The sequence below is a fragment of the Polynucleobacter sp. AM-25C3 genome, assembly GCF_018882335.1.
Taxonomy (GTDB): Bacteria; Pseudomonadota; Gammaproteobacteria; order Burkholderiales; family Burkholderiaceae; genus Polynucleobacter.
Genome location: NZ_JACVOS010000010.1, coordinates 18,572 through 37,816 on the forward strand (window position 1 = coordinate 18,572; position 19,245 = coordinate 37,816).

Annotated in this window: 15 protein-coding genes and 3 tRNA genes; 2 read left to right on the forward strand and 16 right to left on the reverse strand. The window is 45.9% G+C overall.

What is annotated here, in order from left to right; translation table 11 throughout:
* Nucleotides 1–2 precede the first annotated feature (2 nt).
* From ICN12_RS07830 to ICN12_RS07870, 9 genes are all read right to left on the reverse strand, one after another.
* The gene (locus ICN12_RS07830; RefSeq protein ID WP_216271952.1) at nucleotides 3–233 is read right to left on the reverse strand and encodes a hypothetical protein; all 231 of its coding nucleotides are present in this window, start codon (nucleotides 231–233) and stop codon (nucleotides 3–5) included.
* A gap of 29 nt (nucleotides 234–262) precedes the next feature.
* Nucleotides 263–5,527, reverse strand: coding sequence for an LPD5 domain-containing protein (locus ICN12_RS07835; RefSeq protein ID WP_216271953.1), 5,265 nt, complete (start codon nucleotides 5,525–5,527; stop codon nucleotides 263–265).
* A 264-nt stretch (nucleotides 5,528–5,791) separates the two neighbouring features.
* Nucleotides 5,792–6,094: a LexA family protein gene (locus tag ICN12_RS07840; protein WP_518519185.1), complete on the reverse strand. Its 303-nt coding sequence runs from the start codon at nucleotides 6,092–6,094 to the stop codon at nucleotides 5,792–5,794.
* A gap of 72 nt (nucleotides 6,095–6,166) precedes the next feature.
* On the reverse strand, nucleotides 6,167–8,428 hold the full coding sequence (locus ICN12_RS07845) for a type IV secretory system conjugative DNA transfer family protein (protein WP_370624989.1): 2,262 nt from the start codon (nucleotides 8,426–8,428) through the stop codon (nucleotides 6,167–6,169).
* A 19-nt stretch (nucleotides 8,429–8,447) separates the two neighbouring features.
* Nucleotides 8,448–8,645: a hypothetical protein gene (locus ICN12_RS07850; RefSeq protein ID WP_216271955.1), complete on the reverse strand. Its 198-nt coding sequence runs from the start codon at nucleotides 8,643–8,645 to the stop codon at nucleotides 8,448–8,450.
* Between the two features lie 76 nt (nucleotides 8,646–8,721).
* A complete protein-coding gene (locus tag ICN12_RS07855; RefSeq protein ID WP_216271956.1) occupies nucleotides 8,722–9,144 on the reverse strand; it encodes a hypothetical protein in 423 nt (140 codons plus the stop codon).
* Nucleotides 9,145–9,290: 146 nt separating this feature from the next.
* Nucleotides 9,291–9,734 carry a glycine zipper family protein gene (locus ICN12_RS07860; RefSeq protein ID WP_216271957.1) on the reverse strand — a complete coding sequence of 148 codons (444 nt, stop codon included), beginning with the start codon at nucleotides 9,732–9,734 and terminating at the stop codon, nucleotides 9,291–9,293.
* A gap of 108 nt (nucleotides 9,735–9,842) precedes the next feature.
* Nucleotides 9,843–10,139, reverse strand: coding sequence for a HigA family addiction module antitoxin (locus ICN12_RS07865; protein WP_216271958.1), 297 nt, complete (start codon nucleotides 10,137–10,139; stop codon nucleotides 9,843–9,845).
* A gap of 10 nt (nucleotides 10,140–10,149) precedes the next feature.
* Nucleotides 10,150–10,428 (reverse strand): type II toxin-antitoxin system RelE/ParE family toxin, encoded by a 279-nt coding sequence (locus tag ICN12_RS07870; protein ID WP_216271959.1) that lies wholly within the window; start codon nucleotides 10,426–10,428, stop codon nucleotides 10,150–10,152.
* Between the two features lie 124 nt (nucleotides 10,429–10,552).
* Between ICN12_RS07870 and ICN12_RS07875 the strand changes: the two genes are divergently transcribed.
* Entirely contained in the window at nucleotides 10,553–11,086 is a 534-nt protein-coding gene (locus ICN12_RS07875; protein ID WP_216271960.1) for an RrF2 family transcriptional regulator, read from the forward strand.
* A gap of 11 nt (nucleotides 11,087–11,097) precedes the next feature.
* On the opposite strand, the gene ICN12_RS07880 is transcribed toward ICN12_RS07875, so the two are convergent.
* From ICN12_RS07880 to ICN12_RS07900, 5 genes are all read right to left on the reverse strand, one after another.
* The gene (locus tag ICN12_RS07880; RefSeq protein ID WP_216271961.1) at nucleotides 11,098–11,385 is read right to left on the reverse strand and encodes a hypothetical protein; all 288 of its coding nucleotides are present in this window, start codon (nucleotides 11,383–11,385) and stop codon (nucleotides 11,098–11,100) included.
* Nucleotides 11,386–11,413: 28 nt separating this feature from the next.
* A tRNA-Thr gene (locus tag ICN12_RS07885) sits at nucleotides 11,414–11,489 on the reverse strand.
* A gap of 12 nt (nucleotides 11,490–11,501) precedes the next feature.
* A tRNA-Gly gene (locus tag ICN12_RS07890) sits at nucleotides 11,502–11,575 on the reverse strand.
* A gap of 15 nt (nucleotides 11,576–11,590) precedes the next feature.
* Nucleotides 11,591–11,680: transfer RNA gene (locus tag ICN12_RS07895), tRNA-Ser, on the reverse strand.
* Between the two features lie 146 nt (nucleotides 11,681–11,826).
* A complete protein-coding gene (locus ICN12_RS07900) occupies nucleotides 11,827–12,966 on the reverse strand; it encodes an HNH endonuclease (protein WP_216271962.1) in 1,140 nt (379 codons plus the stop codon).
* Nucleotides 12,967–13,357: 391 nt separating this feature from the next.
* Here ICN12_RS07900 and ICN12_RS07905 point away from each other — a divergent pair, with 391 nt between their 5' ends.
* Entirely contained in the window at nucleotides 13,358–14,434 is a 1,077-nt protein-coding gene (locus ICN12_RS07905) for a hypothetical protein (protein WP_216271963.1), read from the forward strand.
* Nucleotides 14,435–14,563: 129 nt separating this feature from the next.
* Here ICN12_RS07905 and ICN12_RS07910 read toward each other — a convergent pair whose 3' ends face one another.
* Both ICN12_RS07910 and ICN12_RS07915 read right to left on the reverse strand, forming a co-directional pair.
* Nucleotides 14,564–17,293, reverse strand: a complete 2,730-nt coding sequence (locus tag ICN12_RS07910; RefSeq protein WP_216271964.1) for a restriction endonuclease — start codon at nucleotides 17,291–17,293, stop codon at nucleotides 14,564–14,566.
* An 11-nt stretch (nucleotides 17,294–17,304) separates the two neighbouring features.
* A complete protein-coding gene (locus ICN12_RS07915; protein ID WP_216271965.1) occupies nucleotides 17,305–19,176 on the reverse strand; it encodes a site-specific DNA-methyltransferase in 1,872 nt (623 codons plus the stop codon).
* Nucleotides 19,177–19,245 lie beyond the last annotated feature (69 nt).

A 19,245-nucleotide genomic window follows, 5' to 3' on the forward strand; every position in this document is an offset into this window, starting at 1 on the left:
AGTTATTTGGTATCCAAAAAAGAAGGTGAAAAAGGATTGGCGATGGGGTTAGCTTTAGCTTGACCATCTTTGGGATGATCAAAAGCTGTCGGCATGCGTACTCGAGAATCTAAGTACAGCTGGCGATCAAAAACATCATCTACAAGATCATGGATATAGGTTTTGAGCTCAGGCTCATTTATTGACCCTGACGGCGAAAACAAATCTAAGTCGTGATTAAGTTGCGTGTTCATGTCATCTCATCTATCGGATGTTGTGCTTTTTAGCGCGACCTAGTTGGCGCATCTTGAGCACTCGGGGCTGGGGCAACGATTGTGTGATCAGGGGCAAGCTGCTTTTTAGGTTGGCGAACTTGCTGAAGCTGCTCTAGGCGCTCACGACTCATGCGCTCCCAAGATGACGCCATAATGTTGTTGAGCATCTCGGTAAACTCAGGGGGCTGAGCCATAATCTCTGCCGACTCCTTCATCTCTCTACAAACTTTTAGAAAATTGTCGTGCATGCGATCGTATGGTCGCACCTTGGCTTGATCACCTTCATAATTAATTTTTACCTCCAACCCATTAATGCGGTTGTCTTTCTCAAGCGCAGCGATCTTATCGTTCTTATATTCAATCTTGCTTTTGTCATGAAACACCAGGGCTCTTGGGCTAACTTCTTGAATCAAATAATTCGAGGTATTTAATACCTCACCCTTGTAGGGACCGCCGTTTTCACGCGGTGGATAGTGGTTGTGACGTGAGCCAAAAAAACTACTCGCTGCGGTACGCACTTCGTGAGGAACCTTAGAAAGGTCATATAAGGGCTCACCTACCGAGCGGGATGGCTCCGTCTTTTCAGGTGAGGTTGATAGCCTGGACTCCTCAAGAGTCTTCTCTGAAGGTGCGGCTTGTTCTGGCGCACTAGTTTTGGCTTGTTTGGCCATGTTGATATCTCCTGAAGAGGGAAAATTAGCGTGAGCTGGCCCAATAAATTGGCCTGCGACATTGAACTGCTTCTCTTCTTTGGAGTCGTTGGCATCGCTTGATGCCTTTTTAAATGAAGGGTCAGAGTAATTCCAACTTGGGCTAAAAACTGGTGCAGCCCCTTCACGCAACTTGCTAAAGGTGTTTGCAACTAAATCTCTTGCTTCTTTGCCGGCAGCAACAGCTCGCCATTGTTTGGCAGCCTCTGGAAATCCACATTTATCTGCAAGTACCGCAACCCAATTACGGACAGTGCGAATTGCCTTAGCCTCAAATGAGTTTAGTTGATATCCCGATGGGTTGGTTTGAATAATTTCAGCAAGATCTGCTAAAGCCTCATCAACGCCTCTGGCTTTTACATACGCAGGATCTTTGGGATTACGCGCAAGAACATCTTGTCCGTCAGGTGATGCTATCCATCGATCGGCCTTATTGGCAATCCACTGATCTTTGTTATATAGTTCATTTAGATTTTTGCTATATTCATCTTTAGTTAAAAATCGTCGCAACCCAAAATGGAGCATTTCATGCCACAACGTTTTCTCGACATCAGCGATGTTCCCAAGCCCTTCCCTAATAAGGAAAATGTGCTCCTGGTGCGTTACGCCGGAAACTACAAACCCGGGATCAATAGCGCCCAGCTCCCGAGTCGTTTCCAACAACTTTACGGGAATGGTCGATTTAAATGGCTTAATAAGCTGATCAATTTTCTCGACAAGCAAGCTGACTGATAAACGCTGTGCCTCCGGCACAGCGCCTAAACGGGCTTCGCTATAAATAGCCATACCCTTATCCGTCTGTCTTGTTTGCACTTGCGCAAACAAATTCCCAAATGCCCCATTAATTGACTCGACCTCCCGATCAACTGGATAGGGGTATCGAATTAAATCTTCACTGTTCCATTCTTTCGGGGCAAGGTAGTTAACGAGATAATCGTTGCGAATGCCTAGCCCTGATAGCTTCTCGCCTACATACCCCTCAAAGCATCTGGCAGACATTTCTATTGGGGTTGCCCAGTACGCAGAGCTGCGAAACTCATCCATCTTGGCCGATCTTGCTGGCAGATTAGAGAGTTGAATTTGCTCCATCACCTGCACAAAAGACTCTTGAAGGGCATTACGCAGAACTACAGCTTGCGGGTTTTCGCTTACAAATCCCAATGGGCTTTCAGGTTTGTTAGTTCGCACCAGGTAGTTATCTAATGCATGCCACCACTCATGAGCTAAAGAGCCTGCACCCTTTTCTTTGGTGAGGTTAATGACCACATGGCCAGCCTCATAATGCGCCTTAGCTGGATCAACACCACCTCTACCCCTGGCCCCAAAAGCTAAGCCTAATTCACCGTTGAGAGACAGTGCGGCCGGTGGTAGACCTAAGGCCTTAGAAAGGTCCATCAATGCGTCATAGGCCTCGTTTAAATCACTTTGACGCCTTCCCTGCTCAACCCAGTTTCCAAATTCGACCCCTCGGAAACCAAAAACTTCATTAAACTCTTGCGGGGTGATATTTTGATCGCCACGGTAATCTATGCCTAATCGAGGTTCATTTTGTAAAGCCCGTATAGCAGGCACCTCTTTTAGTTTTGCTAATGATTGCTCTAACTCATTTAAGTTAGCGCTGCGATAATCTCGAGCTTCCTTTACATCCAAAAAAGGCCCAGCTAAATCGATGTAGCGCCTGCCAATTTTTTTCGCAATAAAGAGTGGGGCTCCCGCCCTTTTCCGATAAAGGACAAATTGCGGTTCTTTATTAGACTTACTTTTTTGAGAGCCATCCAAAAGAGATTGATGCTCACTTGAGAACCGCTCTAGAAGGGCTTGCCTTGTATCGGCAACAATGAGCTGCTTTGGCCATGAGCGGCCCTTGGTTTTTTCTTCAATAGACCACAGTGTTTTAGCTGGGTTATGAGTTACCCCATCTAGCATGGAATAACTGGCAATCTTTATTTGATAACTTGCCAATGATTGCTTGTGGCCAGCAATTTGGTAGAGCATGGCACGGTCAGCAATTTCGGGGATGGAATTAAATTTATCAAAAATAAGTTCAAGGGATTGAGGTTGATCGATGACTTCGTTAATCTCTTGAGCAAGCGATTTGCTCGCCTCTACTTTTGCACTCCAACGGGAAAGCTTGTAGGTAGCCTTCGGCTTGCTAGGGACTACATCTCGCAGCGCCCGAAGATAGGCAATCGCTTCAGGATTCTGCCCTGCCTCAATGAGTTTTTGATAATTTGGTTCAGGCCAGTATTGAGAAAATGGAACCTCTCTGGCTGCAAGTGTTTGAGCGGATTTAAGTCTATCAAGGTAACCAGTCCACACATCCTTCCTGGCACCACCAATCTTTTCTCCAAAGTCGCTGATCGCAACCGATTCATTGCCGGCTTTTAGAAGGGCTCTTCTGGTGTTGTCTGATCCACGTTCGTCTGATGTGACTCCTCCAAGGCCTTTGCTAGCGTCTTGCAAAAAGGGTCGTCCTGAGCTTCCGTTGAGAGCGTGACTGTAAATGGCTTGGCTAATGGATCTAGATTGGTAGCGCTGCTCAAGATGGCTTGAGAGTCGGTGTTTGATGGTTTCATAGTTGCCTTCGGAAAAGAGTTTTGGAAGATGATCCCAGCCCCGCGCAATAAGCGGGCTTGCTGGATCTGTGCGATCGACGATAGTTAGTTTAACGGCCTCGCCATGAGCCTGGGCAATCAATTCAAGGGTATTGGGTAATGTAGCAATCGAAGCGGCAATATCGTCAATTGTTGCGCCCCGCCCTACCGTCTCAAAACGCTGCAATGACGCATCAAGGGAGTCGACAGCCTTAGAGTGAACGGCTAGAACATCAACTTCCATGCCCATATCAACGCTTTGGGCGATCATCGATTTTACGAGCTCTAAATTATCAAGCTGACCCTCATAAATGCATGCAATACTGGGGTCGCTGGCTATTACTGCCTTAACAAAATTCGATTTGCCAGCTCCAGGCATTCCAGCGATTAAGATCACTCGATTTTGATTTTTTGCCCCATCCTTGAAATTGCTTTGCGCAATCTCCAAATTCTGACGAAAGAGCATATTTGCCAGCATGGTAGCGCTGTTATGCACAGGAAGATTATAAATATCCTTCGACTCTTTTGATTGGCGATATGGCTCGAAGGTTTTTTTAAATAGATCCACATTGATATAGAGCCCGCCATGCGACCTAAGATCATTCTTGTAGAGGTCAATAAATCTCGTTGGAGCGGCTTTCACAGCATCGCTAATTTGAAGTTCTACGCTAGCCTTATCAGCATCATTAAAGCCACGAAGGGGTACAGACTCGATGCCCTGGCTCTGTTCAGGTGACGCTGACTTAAAAGGCTTTTTTGAGGATAAATTGTCTCCCCTGGAGCTGGCGCTTGTCTTGATTTGAGTAGTCAATGCGGCCCCTTCATCGTTACTCACCACCTGGCCATCAATCAATTGATATCCGAGGCTTTGTGGTGTTTGAGCAGCAAGCAGTCCAACAACTACTTTCTGATCACCGGCAATTAATTGCAAATCATTGAAGTCATTTTTATCAACAGTTTTCTGGCTGGCTAAATCAACATCGCTAAAACTTGGTTTTGACACCATGCCACCCACCATTAGGGCCACCTTAATTGCCGCTTGTTCTCCGGGGCCTAGATCACTCGCAATAACTATCAAACTATTTGGATGCTGAGCACGGAGTGCAAGCGCAACAGAAGGCATGTTGCCGGTTGAAAGTGAGGCTACGATGAGGGCGTCCGGCAAGCCAAGGTCAGCTTGTAAAGCGCTGTAAGAGTGCTCGATCGACCTGGTAGTTGCAATACCTTCCCCAATGTAAATTACCGACGGCTCATTGGTTGATTGCGCAAGGTCTTTGGCCACCCAATAAGACTGTAATTTTCGTCCGCCAGCAAGAGCCGATTTACGTCCATTCTCATCAATTAACTCCAAGGTATTAATTGAATCATTTTGCTTAACCGCTGCAAGCAATATGCGGCCAACCAGAAGCTCGTCATTTGCCTTTGGGGCATAACCAATGAGGGATGCTAATTTGGCTTGATCAATCTCATGAAGATTTTCGCCGGTTATACCCTTGCGAACCAAATATGGATGATCGCTCCCCGCAGGAATGGTTGCTTGCCAAATCTGGGAGGATAGGCTTGCTACCTTGCTGTATCGCGCCTCTTTTTTTGCAATCTCTTCTGCTTGCTCTTTGGCGCGTTTAGCACGTAGCTCCGCTTGCTCTAATTTGGCTTGCGTTGATAGCGGTTCATTGCCAATGCGGCCTGTTGGGTCAAAGCCACCTTGCTTGGCCAAATGAAAGACAGTTCCTAGCCCAGCTTTACCAGGCTTAAAACGGTCCCATGTGTATTTAGCTGTTTTAGCGTTATAACTCTCAGCCTTAGAGCTCCATTCATCCCATAGATCAAAAGCGTCTTGGCCAAGCTCACGTTTTAAGGCTGCCCCGACAATTAGCCAATCATCCCTGCTGGTAGAGTCTACGTAACCAAGAGCATCTCGAACTTTGTCGAGCTCGGAAATCCAATTGGCACCATTTACATTGGCCATTACGCTCTCCAGCTCTCTATGCTGCACTGGGAAGCATAAAACCATTGATTAGAGGTGAAAATACCTCGAAAACTAATGCTATCGCTAAAGAAATTTGGCATCTGAATCCCATCAAGTTTTGTCATAAACCCAGAGCGCTAACTCTTGATGGGTTGTATGCATGAAATTAAACCATATTTTCCCTTGAAAAGGAATGATTTAGAGCGGTGTTTTGGCGGGGGTCGGGCGGCCTAAAAGCATCGGCCGACTCACAAATTTCGTGAATCAAAGCTTCCTAACAAGCCCAACTACAACACCCCAAATATCTAATTGCTCATCACTCTCTAAGGATATCAGTGGATAACCCTCGCTCTCAGCAGCTAGCTCCACCCGTCCATTCGATACATGTAAGCGTCGAACCAAAAACTGCCCTTCATGAACTGCAACGACTGTATCGCGGTTTTTAGCCTTGATTGAGCGATCGACCACCAGCCTGTCGCCGGAATTAATTCCTGCCTGCGCCATAGCATTGCTGCCCACACGGAAGAAGTAGGTTGCTGCTTTATTAGCTATCAAGAAGCCATCAATGTCAAAGTGTTGCTAAAAAATGTGTGAGGAAAAATCCTGGTTTAGTGTGGTTGCCATATTACGTTTATATATTTAAAGGTTATCAAACAGATTGTTTAGCTCATGTGTTGAGGGCGTTTTATTTATGGACACTAAGACAGCATTTTGACCGCTGTCAATCATATCTAAAAATTGAGCGCTAGTTTTGATGCCCGTAGCATCGATACCCTCACCCGCCTGTAGATCAACCTCAATCTTTTCATCTAACAGAAGAGTGGCATCCTCGTGATCGACGTTCCTAGCGTAATTAGCATGATTATCGTCTGCAAGACCCTCTTCCAATGCGCTAATGTCAACACCCAAGCTCGAAAAGCAAGCATCTGCAAATTCATTTGCATCTGCCTCGCTAAAATCGCTGTTGTCAGAAATATCAAAACTTGGTGCATCTGCCAGCAATGCAAGCTGATCAACGGCTAGCGGAGGATCTCTTAAGGTTTGAGAGTTAAAGTCAATTTCATCCGCACTCAATTCCCTAACCTTATTTTGTGATCGTGCCACAAAACTCTGAATGTCTAGAGGGGTGATTGATGGTGGCGGCAATAACTTTTCAGTAAACAAAGGATCTTCATAGTATCTAATTTTTGTGCACCGGATTGGCTTGGTGTATTCCATCAAGACGATTTGCTCATCTTGATTCATCTCCTTTAGTTCTTGAGGAAGCATTAATGGCCGTTTTTGATGCGACAAGCTTTCACTACCGCCAGCGCGTTGATTGAAAATACTCCGTGATCGACTGATATTGGCTGATAACTCCGTGTATGTTCCCAGCATTTCTGAATACTCATTTGCGTCTTTTTGCTCTTTTGGTGGATACACCAGCCTCACCGCAAAGTTGGTAATCATCGTTCTACTATCCTCTTTGCCGTATACAGACTCGAGCTGGGAGGGTGACTGAATAATGATGAGTAATCTTAGGTTGTAACCGGCAATATAGCCAATTGCTTTTGCAATAATGTCGACCTTGCCAATTGAGGTGAACTCATCCATCAATAGAAGGCATGTGTATTTGAGTGATTTGTCTTTTTCTGGCAGCGTTTTTGTGTTCAGATTGATCAGTTGGCTAAAAATCAGATTGAGAAGCAACTTGGCTTCGGCTAAATGATCGGGAGTGATCCCGATGTAAATCGTCATTCTTCTTTTGCGTACATCGCGTAAATCAAAATCATTTTCGGAGGTTGCCGCGTCAACGATTGGATTGCGCCAAATTGTCAATGGGGCATTAAAGGTAGAGAGAATATTGCCAAGCGTCTCTGGGGGTGCTGATAAAAAGTTTCCAATTGAATCCACGCATTCCGAAGAGAGCCAGGTATATTCTTCAAGAAGACCGGCCATATAATCCCTAACAGAAAGGCGGCTTCCTCGTCCCGCAGCTTGCCGCAGCACCTCTCCCATGGTTACCGGGTAATTCGGTAATTTTGACCCAGGGCCCTCTAGCTCCCTCTGGTCCTTGATATCTAGCAACAATAAGACGATCGCCAAGAATAGATTTCGGGCGCTATCGTTCCAAAAGGAATCCTTGCCACCGGATGGCCATATTGCCGAGCCTATAGCAAGCGTATCACCGACTCTAAATACTCCTTTTGAGATTGATGACAAAGGGTTATATCGGTGAGTTTTTGGTGCCTCAACGCCATTAATTTTATCCTCGGCAAATGGATTAAACAGATAAACCTCTTGACCAAGTACATCCCTTCTATAGCCGGCGGTAATGTCATAGAGTTCTTGCTTAATATCCAACCCAACAACGGACTCCGTCCAGCTGAGCAAGTTTGGAATAACAAAGCTAACCCCTTTGCCCGATCGTGTAGGAGCAGCCACAAGGACAAATTGTTGGGTAGAAAAGCGTAAGAATTTCTTGCCAAATTGGCCCAATACGATTCCGATGCCATTTAAAAGGCCGCTTTTTTTAACATCTGCAAGGTTTGCCCATCTTGCGCTTCCATGCAGCTCCCTACTTAAATAGGCTTTAATACCCACCCCGTATGCAACAAGCGTCAGCCCATACACCAACATGAAAGACAGCGCCCCGCTTACGACCAATGGCTTATATTGATTCTGTATATAACCATTTTGATAATCAGTTACACCATCAACCCATGTCCAGACGTCGGGAGATAGTAAATTTAAGCGAAGGCCAAAATACCAAAAGATTCCGGCTAACTGCAAGGCGACCGGGAGCATCAAGGTGAATACAACAACTACCAAGCAAAGCTGGCAGGAGCCAGTGCATTTAAATGCGCCGATAGCCTTGAGGTACTTGGCGTAGGTTTTCTTTAGCTTGTCCAAAATAATCACTTAGTGTTGCAATATAAAGTTAAGGCTTAGGCGATTTGCTTGACTCAAAGGGGCCACAATAGGAACGAACTTGAGGTAATTTGGCAACCTCAAATTCGCCTTCTTTTGCCCAAAGTACCTTTAGGCCCGGCCCAAATACAGCGCGGTACTGGGCAACTAGTTGTGCAATCAATGGCATGTCGCGATGCAGGGCCTCCCTAGTTAGGCGTTGGCGCACTTTCACCCGATTTCACTCCTGCTTGATGGCGGAAATTGGAAGGTCATTTTGATGAGCATTTCACCAGAATTAAGACTCAAGCTCTTCTGGAGAGCATTGCAAGAGAATGCAATTGATTGGGTTTCGCAGCATAAACCCGATGCGTTCTGCCATCCATTAACTCTGGCCATAACTCAAACCTTGATTTTGCAATCTCAAAACCATTTTCACGCTGGCGTTGCTCTGCCTGACATTTAGCCATGCAGAGTTTCGCGTACATCTCTATACCATCCGGGTGGCGAACGCTGGTTTTCAGTGTCGAGGTGATTTGCTTTTTAGTAACCATTTGAGCCAAGAGTGCCCTGCACTTTGCCATGGATACTCCACTTAGCAACGCAATTTGGCGTAATTCCAACCAGGATCGAGCCTCCCGAACAACGCTTAATACGGCCTCATAGTGGATAAGGTTGGTGTCAGTAGAATTCTTCTTCGCCTTAGGCGAAGCTGTGGGCTTTTGCATATGCATCCTATCAAGTTTTAACAAAGTAAGAGGCGCTAACCTCTTATAGAACTGAAAGTCTACGCTAGTTTTTAAACTAGCGAAACCTTTTTAATCCGCGTTAGCCGCAAGCGCTGCGGCAGGCTAATTTTATAAAGCTTAACCGATTAATAGCCCTTTTTGCTTAAATTTGAGGCGCTAGGCACTTGATTTCCCTTGGCGTACATACATTGTTGATAGGCGACGTTATATTGCGTCTGGGCGGTCTTATCTGAAGAGTAGCTACTCAAGGCTCCCCCGAGCGCACCCGCCAAGAGGCCAGCGCCTGCCCCGGTACCCACTCCCGCATGACTCCCGCCACCAATTACTGCGCCAGCAATAGCGCCTACTGCAGCTCCAAGTCCCGCATCTATGGCGGCCGACTTAACCCCTTCTTCGCTTGTAGCTTTTGAGCTGGTTTGGGCAAACTGGCGGCACACCTGGTCATCTTGCTGAAAGACATCGAAAGGCTTTCCTTGTGCCGGCATTACTGCGATAGTAGGCCCGGTTGGACCAGATACGCAGGCAACAAGTGAAAGACCAAGAACCAAGCAGGAAATAATAAGCTTCATAAAAACTCCTCAATAAATATACAAGAAAAGCAGTTGAAGTATTAACGCCTAGCTATGGTTAGAGTTGACTCATCTATTGAGACAATGGAGATTCAATATATAGATCTTTTATGCATGCAAAGGCTGCACTTCCCTTTCGATCTTCTTGGCCACCGCCTTTTGGGCCACCTTCAAATCATAAGCTTGCTGCAGATTTAGCCATGATTGTGGGTCTCCGCCAAAATACCGCGCTAAGCGTAAAGCGGTATCTGGCGTAACGCCTCTGCTCCCTCTCGCAACATCGTTAATTCGTGCTGGCGTGACGTGCAAGGCTCTAGCCAATGCGTTAGCACTCATACCCAAAGGCAGGAGGTAGTCTTCTCGCAAAATCTCGCCTGGGTGAATTGCTCTCATTCCATTCTTCATTCCATTCTCCTTAGTGATAATCCACTATTTCTACATTAGCTGGGCCTAAGTTGGTCCATGTAAAACAAATCCGCCATTGCACATTAATGCGAATACTGTATTGATTGGCTCTATTGCCTCTCAAACTCTCTAAACAATTACCGGGAGGCGATCTTAAAAATTCTAAAGTTGCAGCACTATCGAGTTGCTGCAACTTACGCTCAGCCACTGATTTAATCGCGCTAAATTGCTTGGTTTTCCCGGTGGTAAAAAGGGCTTCTGTCTGGGCGCATTTGAACGATTGAATCATCACATTATTTTATATCATATATCGGTATAGGGTACAGATTTATGAATCAAAGACGCCTGACGGGTACTTGATCTACCCCAATTGCAGGGGTTGCCGGATTGAGCGCTTGCGGTATAGTTGCTCTATGAGAATTACCACCAAATGTAAGATAGCAACAGATGCTCTGCTGGAGATCGCCGCTCATACGGAAAAAGGGTATGCCATCTCGCTGCCCATTGTTAGCAAGAGACTAGCCGTCTCTCACTCTTACCTTGAGCTCATTTTTTCTAGTCTAAAGGCTGCTGGACTGATTCGCAGTCATCGCGGCCCTGGTGGTGGGTACTCCTTGGCTAAAGAACTAGGAGCGATTTCTGTCAAAGATATCGTTGATGCCACTGGTGAATCCCCTTCCTTGGAGGGTGACCCTAGCGCTCAATTATGGGTCAATTTAGATGCGCATATGCAAAAGCAAATGGCGCAAATTACGCTGAGCCACCTCTTGGCCAGGACCGCTATTCCTATTGAGCCCAGCCTTACGCGCCTTCATCTCAGGCTAGAAAAAGCATCAAAATCCAAGGCGACCAAAGCATCGGCAGAAAAGCGATCCAATAAGATTCGGAAACCTACAGGACCAAACTCCGTATTTAGCTTTGGAAAATACCTATTACATAAGCAATAGCAATCCAGGCATTAGTGAACGGCTGAACTTCCTCGCGTTGAAGAAATCATTCTATCAACCAACACTTGATCCCACATGCGATCGAGCAGCTCTTTGGCTTGACTCCTCTCACTCTCGGAAAGCTCCATACCAATTAAGGTAGATTTAATCATCACGGCGTATGCCATCATCACTTCTGCAGTACTAGAACCCCTGACATGGGGCAATATTTCCTGCAAGGCATCAACGACAATTTCACCTACCTTCTTAGCATCAATAGTCTTTTCAAGATCGTCTAAATCCTTGGAATCCGCTGTCATATGCCCCGCTAGTATTTAATGTTGTTAATGGTGCCGTTGAGAAGAATTGAACTTCCGACCTACGCGTTACGAGTGCGTTGCTCTACCAACTGAGCTACAACGGCATTACATGCAACTGGAGCGGGTGATGGGAATCGAACCCACGCTATCAGCTTGGGAAGCTGAAGTTCTACCATTGAACTACACCCGCGCATTGATACTGCTTTGGCGGAAACGGAGGGATTCGAACCCTCGATACTTTTTCAAATATGCCGGTTTAGTAGACCGGTGCCTTCAGCCGCTCGGCCACGTTTCCTTGATCCGATTATAAGGTCGAGTGAATCATGAAATCATAAGGAAATACCTCGTCAGCGTTTATGTCGCTGATAAGAGGTGAAAGACCGAGAACCTTGCTTTCCAGGGCTTATGTGCTTATACCTCAATCCCATTTAGAAACCTGACTTATCGTAACTTGTTTGATTTATGCATGTGCATGATGTATGGGGTAAGTTTCTCCAGCAACAAACTAGAGAGTTTCTTAACCTGACTCTCTGTGAGAATTTCTCCATATTTAGCACCACAGTTTTTGAATGCGTATTCCGTAGCCTCGGCTATTACTCGCTCTCTCTCGAAATCGTCTTTCTTTTTTAGCGCTGCTGGCATTACTGCATGGAAGGCAGCTTCAATCGCGCCATTTGGAATCATTTCATATCTATAAATTGCATCAATTTCACTTTCATTGAAATCAAGGTTTACTGACAAGTAAAGTTCTTTGCCTGTTCTGGGGTCAATTGCATAACTGGATTTAACAACCTCTCCACAATACCCTTTTCCCAAACAGACCACCACGCGATGAATACCAAAGTATTCGGCATATCCCAATACAAGGCCAGTTACTGGATTGGCATTAACAGCAACGCAATGAAGCGGTGTCTCTAGAGGCCTATTAGCAACAAGATTGGTCGCTTGGTAGTAGCCAAAGCAGGCGGGTGCTGTATGATCACGTAGATATTGAATGGCATCATTACAGAGATTGGCAGCAATTCCTGCTTGGTGAGCAAGTGCAAGAACGCTTTTTACAATAGACCTGCCTGAAACCTCCCCACCAAAGTCTAACTGGTGATGCACCATTCCCGTTGGATAAGAACTTGAAAACTCAGCATTCGCCAGCAGTTGATCAGTGTTGGTATTTGGATACTTTCGCTGCACACCTTTAAGCATGCTTTTCGCCTCATTAACATCACGTGCCACAATCTTGATTTGCACGCCATCCGGAGTAATCTCCTCCGAAAATGATGGTTTATTTGGTGAAAATCCACCATCTGGCCTCATGATTAAATTCTCACCGGTGGTGGTGCTTATTGGCAAGCCAGGGGTGACGCCTCTCTGACGGGTAACTCCAAAGATGTGGGCTAATGGGAGTAATTGGGATGCAAGTTTTGCATCCCATGTACGACCAGCCTCATTATTACAACTCTTGCAAATAAATCCACTTACCCTAAGACGCCCGCCAATTGCCTCCGTAATCACATGCTCTTTAGAATTATTGCCTGCGCTAATCTGCGTGTTGCAGATTGCACAATATGGCGACCGTATGTTCATAGCATCCAATCCAATCCCCAAGACTCAGTATTTTTCCAGATAAGATCGGCTAATTATGCGCCTGAACTTGCATTCTTAGCTATTCCGATCTCCAACCATGTTTTGCACGTAACGGATGAATTGCACATTATCAACCTGGTGTCCAACTTTTGTGGGCCAGCTCAAAAACATCCCTCGATCTTTCCATGCCGTGTCCACAGATACAGACGCAATCATTGGATGGAATAAAATTGCGATCTTATTTATTCAAATTTAATGAGCGTTGATGTTAACCATTACACAATCCGAACTACTTCATCGCATACGGGGCTTTGCGATTGGATTGCTAGCCTTTGTCCAAGAGAAGCCCGCTTTACCCATATTAGTGGTGAAGGCGCCTAAAGAAGCTATTTTGGCTGCCAAGCTTAGTTCTTTTTTAAAGATCTATGTCGTTCCAGTTCATATTAATGGCTTTGATTCAATGGGGTTGATCACAGCATTTTTTGATGATTCAGATGAGCCTCTAATTATTAGATCGCAGCTGTTTGCGGAGGACGCGGCCACAGAAAGTTTGATGGCTACCTTAAGGGCATCAGAAATTGATCTGCATTTCTTCGATGAGCATTCACGTGAGATGCTTGCTTATAGATCGAAAGTATTGATGCCGAAACCAACTGCACTGCGCCTCAATAGCATTTCGCTTGAAAGATTTGATGGCGTTAATCATGGGGCAGTCGATGATCAAATGCAACGCTGGTTTTCTCAGCGCACCCCAGTTGATGATGAGAGTGCCATAACTGTAAGGCTTGGTGAGCCGCTCATGCCGGAAGAGATCGTGGTGCTAAATTCTAACGCCCCCAATCACTTTTATCGTGGCTCACCTTCAATCATCCTAGCTTCCCTAGAAAGAGAAGATCCTGGAGCGCCGCAAGAGCATGATATCGCCCTTTTGCTTGGTCGAATATTTCTACCAGAGCAGATTATTAGAAGCCCATTGAAAGTTACTGACAATGAGGAGGCCGCAGATATTCTTGTGGTCACCAAAAAGCACCTCATCATTATTCAAGCCAAGGATAGCCCAAATTCCGCAAACATTCTTAATAATACAATTTCCAGAAAAAAGGCGACTGCAAAAAAGAGTCTTCGCAAGGCCGTCAAGCAGCTGGCAGGTACCATCCGGTATGCGCGAATGCAAGACCCAATGACAATTGTGGTTGACAACAAAAATCTAGCCTTTGGTGTGTCGGGGTTGCAATGGCGAGCAATTGCAGTTGTAAAAGAATTGTTTAGTGATAATTTTTCAGAGTACAGTCGTCTGCTTTTAAGGCTCAATGAAGATACTGGTGTTCCTTCTATTGCATTGGACTATGCGGAGCTCAATATGTACACAGCGAATTTGATTGATGAGGCATCATTTATCACCGCCATTGATAAGGTCTTCAATCATGGAATAAATACTGGGGCATTCCCTCGCCTACGAATTTTTTAGCGTTGATACTCTGGCATTCATAATCCATGCTAAGACTCTGAGCAGAATCAACTGCAGCTTACATGTGCCTACGCTAAATTTCAAACTGAGACACTGCCAAAATCTCTCACTTGGAAAAACATTAAAAAATCAACGCGGGTCGGTGAACTCAAGCAAATCACTGGCTGTCACCGCTAATTGATAAATAACGCCTGTTTTAAGGGCATCAATACACTGCTTACCCATCAGTACCTTAAATTTTTCATCTCCTCGTAACTTACTAGGGTCACTGGTGCCCTTTGTCTCAGCCACAAAATATAACTTATTATCCCGCTCTAACACAACCGCCCAGTCCGGCGAGTAGTTGCCAATCGGCGTGGGGATTTTGAATCCCCGGGGTATTTTGAAGAAAAATTTGACCTCTTCACTCACTTCACAATCGCGGGCAAAACAGTCTTCGGTTTTACTGTCAGTTCGGTAGTAGTTAAAGGGTGTTTTGTCTTCATAGCCCTCTTTGACTTGCAACACCTGTTCTTGGAGCACTTCTCCCAACTCGTCGGTAAAAAGTTGTTGCGTGTAGCCCAAGCCCCATGCTGCCCCGCGCTCATACTTGACGCCGCCTTCATACAAAATTTCATTCCTTGCGCGTTCAAACGCTGCCACCATGTGCTCTAAAAACCGCTGCGGATTCAGCATCAACTCATTGGCACGGCCACACTCCTTGAGCACGGCCACGATAGATCCCCGCGACAATTTGATGCGGCTTTGAATAAAGCTAAACACATCGGGCATCATGCAGGAGGTCAATTCTGTAGACTTAACAGCACTGCCCTTACTTAGCGGGCTTAAACCTGCCCCATCCATTTCAATTTGCGCCGTGTTCGATTTAAGCTGCAAGCGAGCAATGGTGGGGTAATGGTTGGTGTCTTTCAAAAATGACGCCGCTTTACTCACTAAAACGGCATCGTCATAGTGAACGGCGTAGCGGGTGTGAAAACTTACCTTGTCCCACAGCTCAAACAACAAAGGGTAGTTCTCTCGCGTCAGCTCATGCTTGGTGTATTTCACCACCACCTTGTCGCGGTTAGCATCCCCAATGCGCCCCGTAAATGGCACACCCGTTTCTTCTTCAATTTCAGTTTGTAGGGCTTTGGTAAAAGCCTCATAGCTTTCATTGGCAATGACCGTGAGCAAGTTGATTTTTTTGTCCGTGATGCGCTCACCTGTTTTGCTGTTGACTGGCAAACGCAAACCACGGCCTACCTCTTGACGCTTTTTCACATCGCTTGCGCTCTCGTTCAAGGTGCAAATCTGGAACACATTGGGGTTGTCCCAGCCCTCACGCAAGGCGCTGTGAGAGAAAATGAACTGCACAGGGTTATCTAGGCTCAACAACTCTTCTTTGTTCTTCATGATAAGGTTGTAGGTATCCTCATCGTCTTTGGTGGTGCCCTTGGTATCCTTCAATACGCCTTTTTTGTCCTGAGAAAAATAGCCCTTGTGAACCCCATTGGCTGGGTGGGGTATCAAGCCTGGGTTTTGCTTATTAAACTTTTCAAACGCCTCTTCAAACCACGCTTCAAACTTGGCTTTTTCGCCATCCGCGCTGCGATAGTTGGCCACCTTATCAATGAAGAAAAGCGACAACACTTTGATGCCTATGGGGTGCAGTTTTTTAGCCCTTTCAAAGTGCCATTTGACCGTTCTCTCAACTTGGAATTTTTGGAGCTCATCGGTTAAGCCACCCCGTGAATCGCCCTCATGCAGCACCAAGCCACCTGTGAATTTAATAAAGCCCGCTTGAGCGTCGATGTCTTCGACAATGAAGCCATCGCGGTAAATTTCACGCTGGTTTGACTTCACAAACAAATCATCGCCCGCCGACAATACCGCATCTTTTTTGAGCACGCCGCCCGCCTCACCATTGGCAAAGAAGCTCAACTTCACTTTGATGGTTTTCTTGGCTCGCTGGAATTCCTTCAGCGCCACAAAAGCTGCGTTGTAATTTTGATCAGCTGTGACGCCATCCACCTGAATTTGTTTCACTAGCCCCAGGTTGTAGGCGTCCACGGGGGTTAAGCGTGAAATTAAGTTATAGGGGTTCTTGTGCGTTGCACTATATCGCAGGGTGCAAAATGGGTTCAGGTTGTGAATAGCTTGGCGGCGGAGTTCCGTTTCCATGTTCTGCGGTTCATCCACAATCACAATTGGGCGGGTGGCTTGCAAGAATTCAATCGGTTTCACGCCCTGTTCGCGCACCGTGTTGATGATGTTGCTGTCGCTGGCAAAGCTGTCGATGTTGATAACCAAAATTTGCAGCGAATTGGAAGCCGCAAAGTTGCGTAGGCCATTACGGTTCTTGCTGTCCCACACCGTGTAATTGGCTGGGACTCCATATTGAGCCTTCATGTCCTTGGCGGTGATTTCCAAGTTTTTCAGCGTGCCTTCACGAATGGCGACACTGGGCACCACAATGACAAATTTGCAAAAACCATAGACACGATGAAGTTCATAAATCGTGCGGATATAGGTGTAGGTCTTGCCTGTGCCCGTCTCCATCTCAATGGATAAATTCAGGTCAACGGCTAGGGAATCATCGTTGGCTTCATTGGTGGCTTCGCTGGTGGCCCTTGGCACAAGTGCCGTGGACACCTCCAATTCATTCTCTTTTTGAACCTCTTGGATATTGGCTAAAAACTGCTCTTTGGACAACACTAAACGGTTGCCAATGCCTTTGTCACCAAACTCTACAGAACCGACTTCACCACGGGTATTTTCAAAAGCGGTGCCCGCCTGTGGCTGGCCTTTAAATACCTTCACCACAGCATTGAGCGCCGCCATTTGGTGCGGTGCGTGGTGGTCAAACTTAAATTCCATCATCCAGGCACCCCTTACAGCACTTCAAGCGCAATGTCTGCGTCTTGAAGTTGTAGGCTGAAATTAGTCAAAGCCTGGCTATCCACAAAACACTTGTTCAAACACAACACCTTTACAGGCTTGGCTTTCAGAATAAAGGTCAGAACATCTCCCGCATGGTTTGCGGGAGCCTCAAAGAACATCGCCACATGCTTGCCGTTGTCGGGTTTTGCCATATAGGCCGTGGCCGCAGTCGCATCATCACCCACTTTGTGGCTTTCAATGGGAGTTGTGATGGGCAAAGCCAATTTCAACAACAACTCATACACCATGCCGCCCGCTTCGCTGTCGGGCTTGGCGCTGTCAACGTGGTATTCCAATTGCGCCAATAAATCAGCTTCATTATCAACATCAGTGCGCCACTCTTTAAAGTTCGATGGGGCAAGTTTGAAGGCGTTAAATCCTAACGCTTGCTTTTGCATATCGCCTTGTGTAAGAGCCCCCTGCGCCAAACCCTCTAAGCGCTTAGACTCAATTTTTTCAAGCACCTTGGCAATGCGAGCACGGCCAATGTCGGCGATGGTGCGATAACCTACTTTATAGGCCTCACTTGATTCATCCAATACCTCGGGCATTTGAACGCAAATGAACTGGCGATTACCGCCGTCTTCTTCGTTAAGATCGAGAACGGCTTGGGCGGTTGTGCCGCTGCCTGAGAAAAAGTCAAAGATTAAGTCATTGCTTTGAGTTGCCGCATTGACTAAAAAACTTATTGTTTTAGATGGTTTTGAATGGACAAAAATTTTTGCCATATCGAAAAGCTCAGTCAATTCTGCCGTTCCGTCTTCGTTTAAACCATGCTTATCCCACCAGCTCTCAATTTTCAATCTTTTAGATTTTCGTTCATTTAGGAAAACTTTTTGAACGGGTCGAGCATCACCACTTTTTCCAAAAATTATTCGACCATCTTTAATTCTTTTTAAAGCCTCCGTTTCATTAAAAACCCAATACCGCCCTCTGGAAGGAAGAAAACTTTCCTTTGTTTTAGGATTGACAATCGGATAATATGGACCCTCATGATTTGCAGATAAATCCATTGTTGTCCATAGCCCTCGTTCGTCACCATCAGGATTTGAATAATTTTTTGAAATGAACTCTTCACTCAATGGAAGTCCAAAATTGTCCTCGGGAATGCTTTTTGCATTTTTTGCATAGGCAAAAATAAAATCATGAACGGGAGGGATTAGACCCATATTATTTCCGTTTGTTTTCTTCTTCCATACAATCTTTCCAATAAAATTTTCTTCCCCAAAAATTTCATCCATCAACAGCTTCAAATCAGCCGCTTCGTTATCGTCAATTGAGACAAAAATCACGCCATCATCACGCAACAAATTACGGGCCAGAAATAGGCGGGGATACATCATGGACAACCAAACGCTGTGGAATTGGCCGTTTTCTTTGGAGTTCTTTTTCCAAAGCGTCTGCTTGTTCACAAAACCTGCTTCGTCGGTTTGACCTGTGCGGGCTTGGTATTCTTTCAGCGTCTCGCTGTAATCGTCTGGATACACAAAGCTGTCATTGCCCGTGTTGTAAGGCGGATCAATGTAAATCATCTTGACCTTGCCAAAGTAGGCTTTTTGAAGGGTGCGCAGCACCTCCAAGTTCTCACCTTCAATGTAGAGGTTTTGCGTGGCATCCCAATTCACGCTGTTGGCCGTATCAGGCCGCAAGGTGGCCGTGGTGCGCTTTTGGATTTCAGCCCTAGCATCAGCTTTGCCTGCCCACGAAAGTTCATAGCTCTCTCGGCCAGTGGCTACGTTCTCGCCCAGAGTTGCAGTCAAACGCTTAATGTCAATCTTGCCTTCGGTGAAAGTCTCGGGGAAAAGTTGGCGCAATTGCTCCATCTTTAAGCTGACCACATCGAGACTTTGAGATAGATCCCCAACTTTGGAGGCCTGATTAGTTTCTGAGTT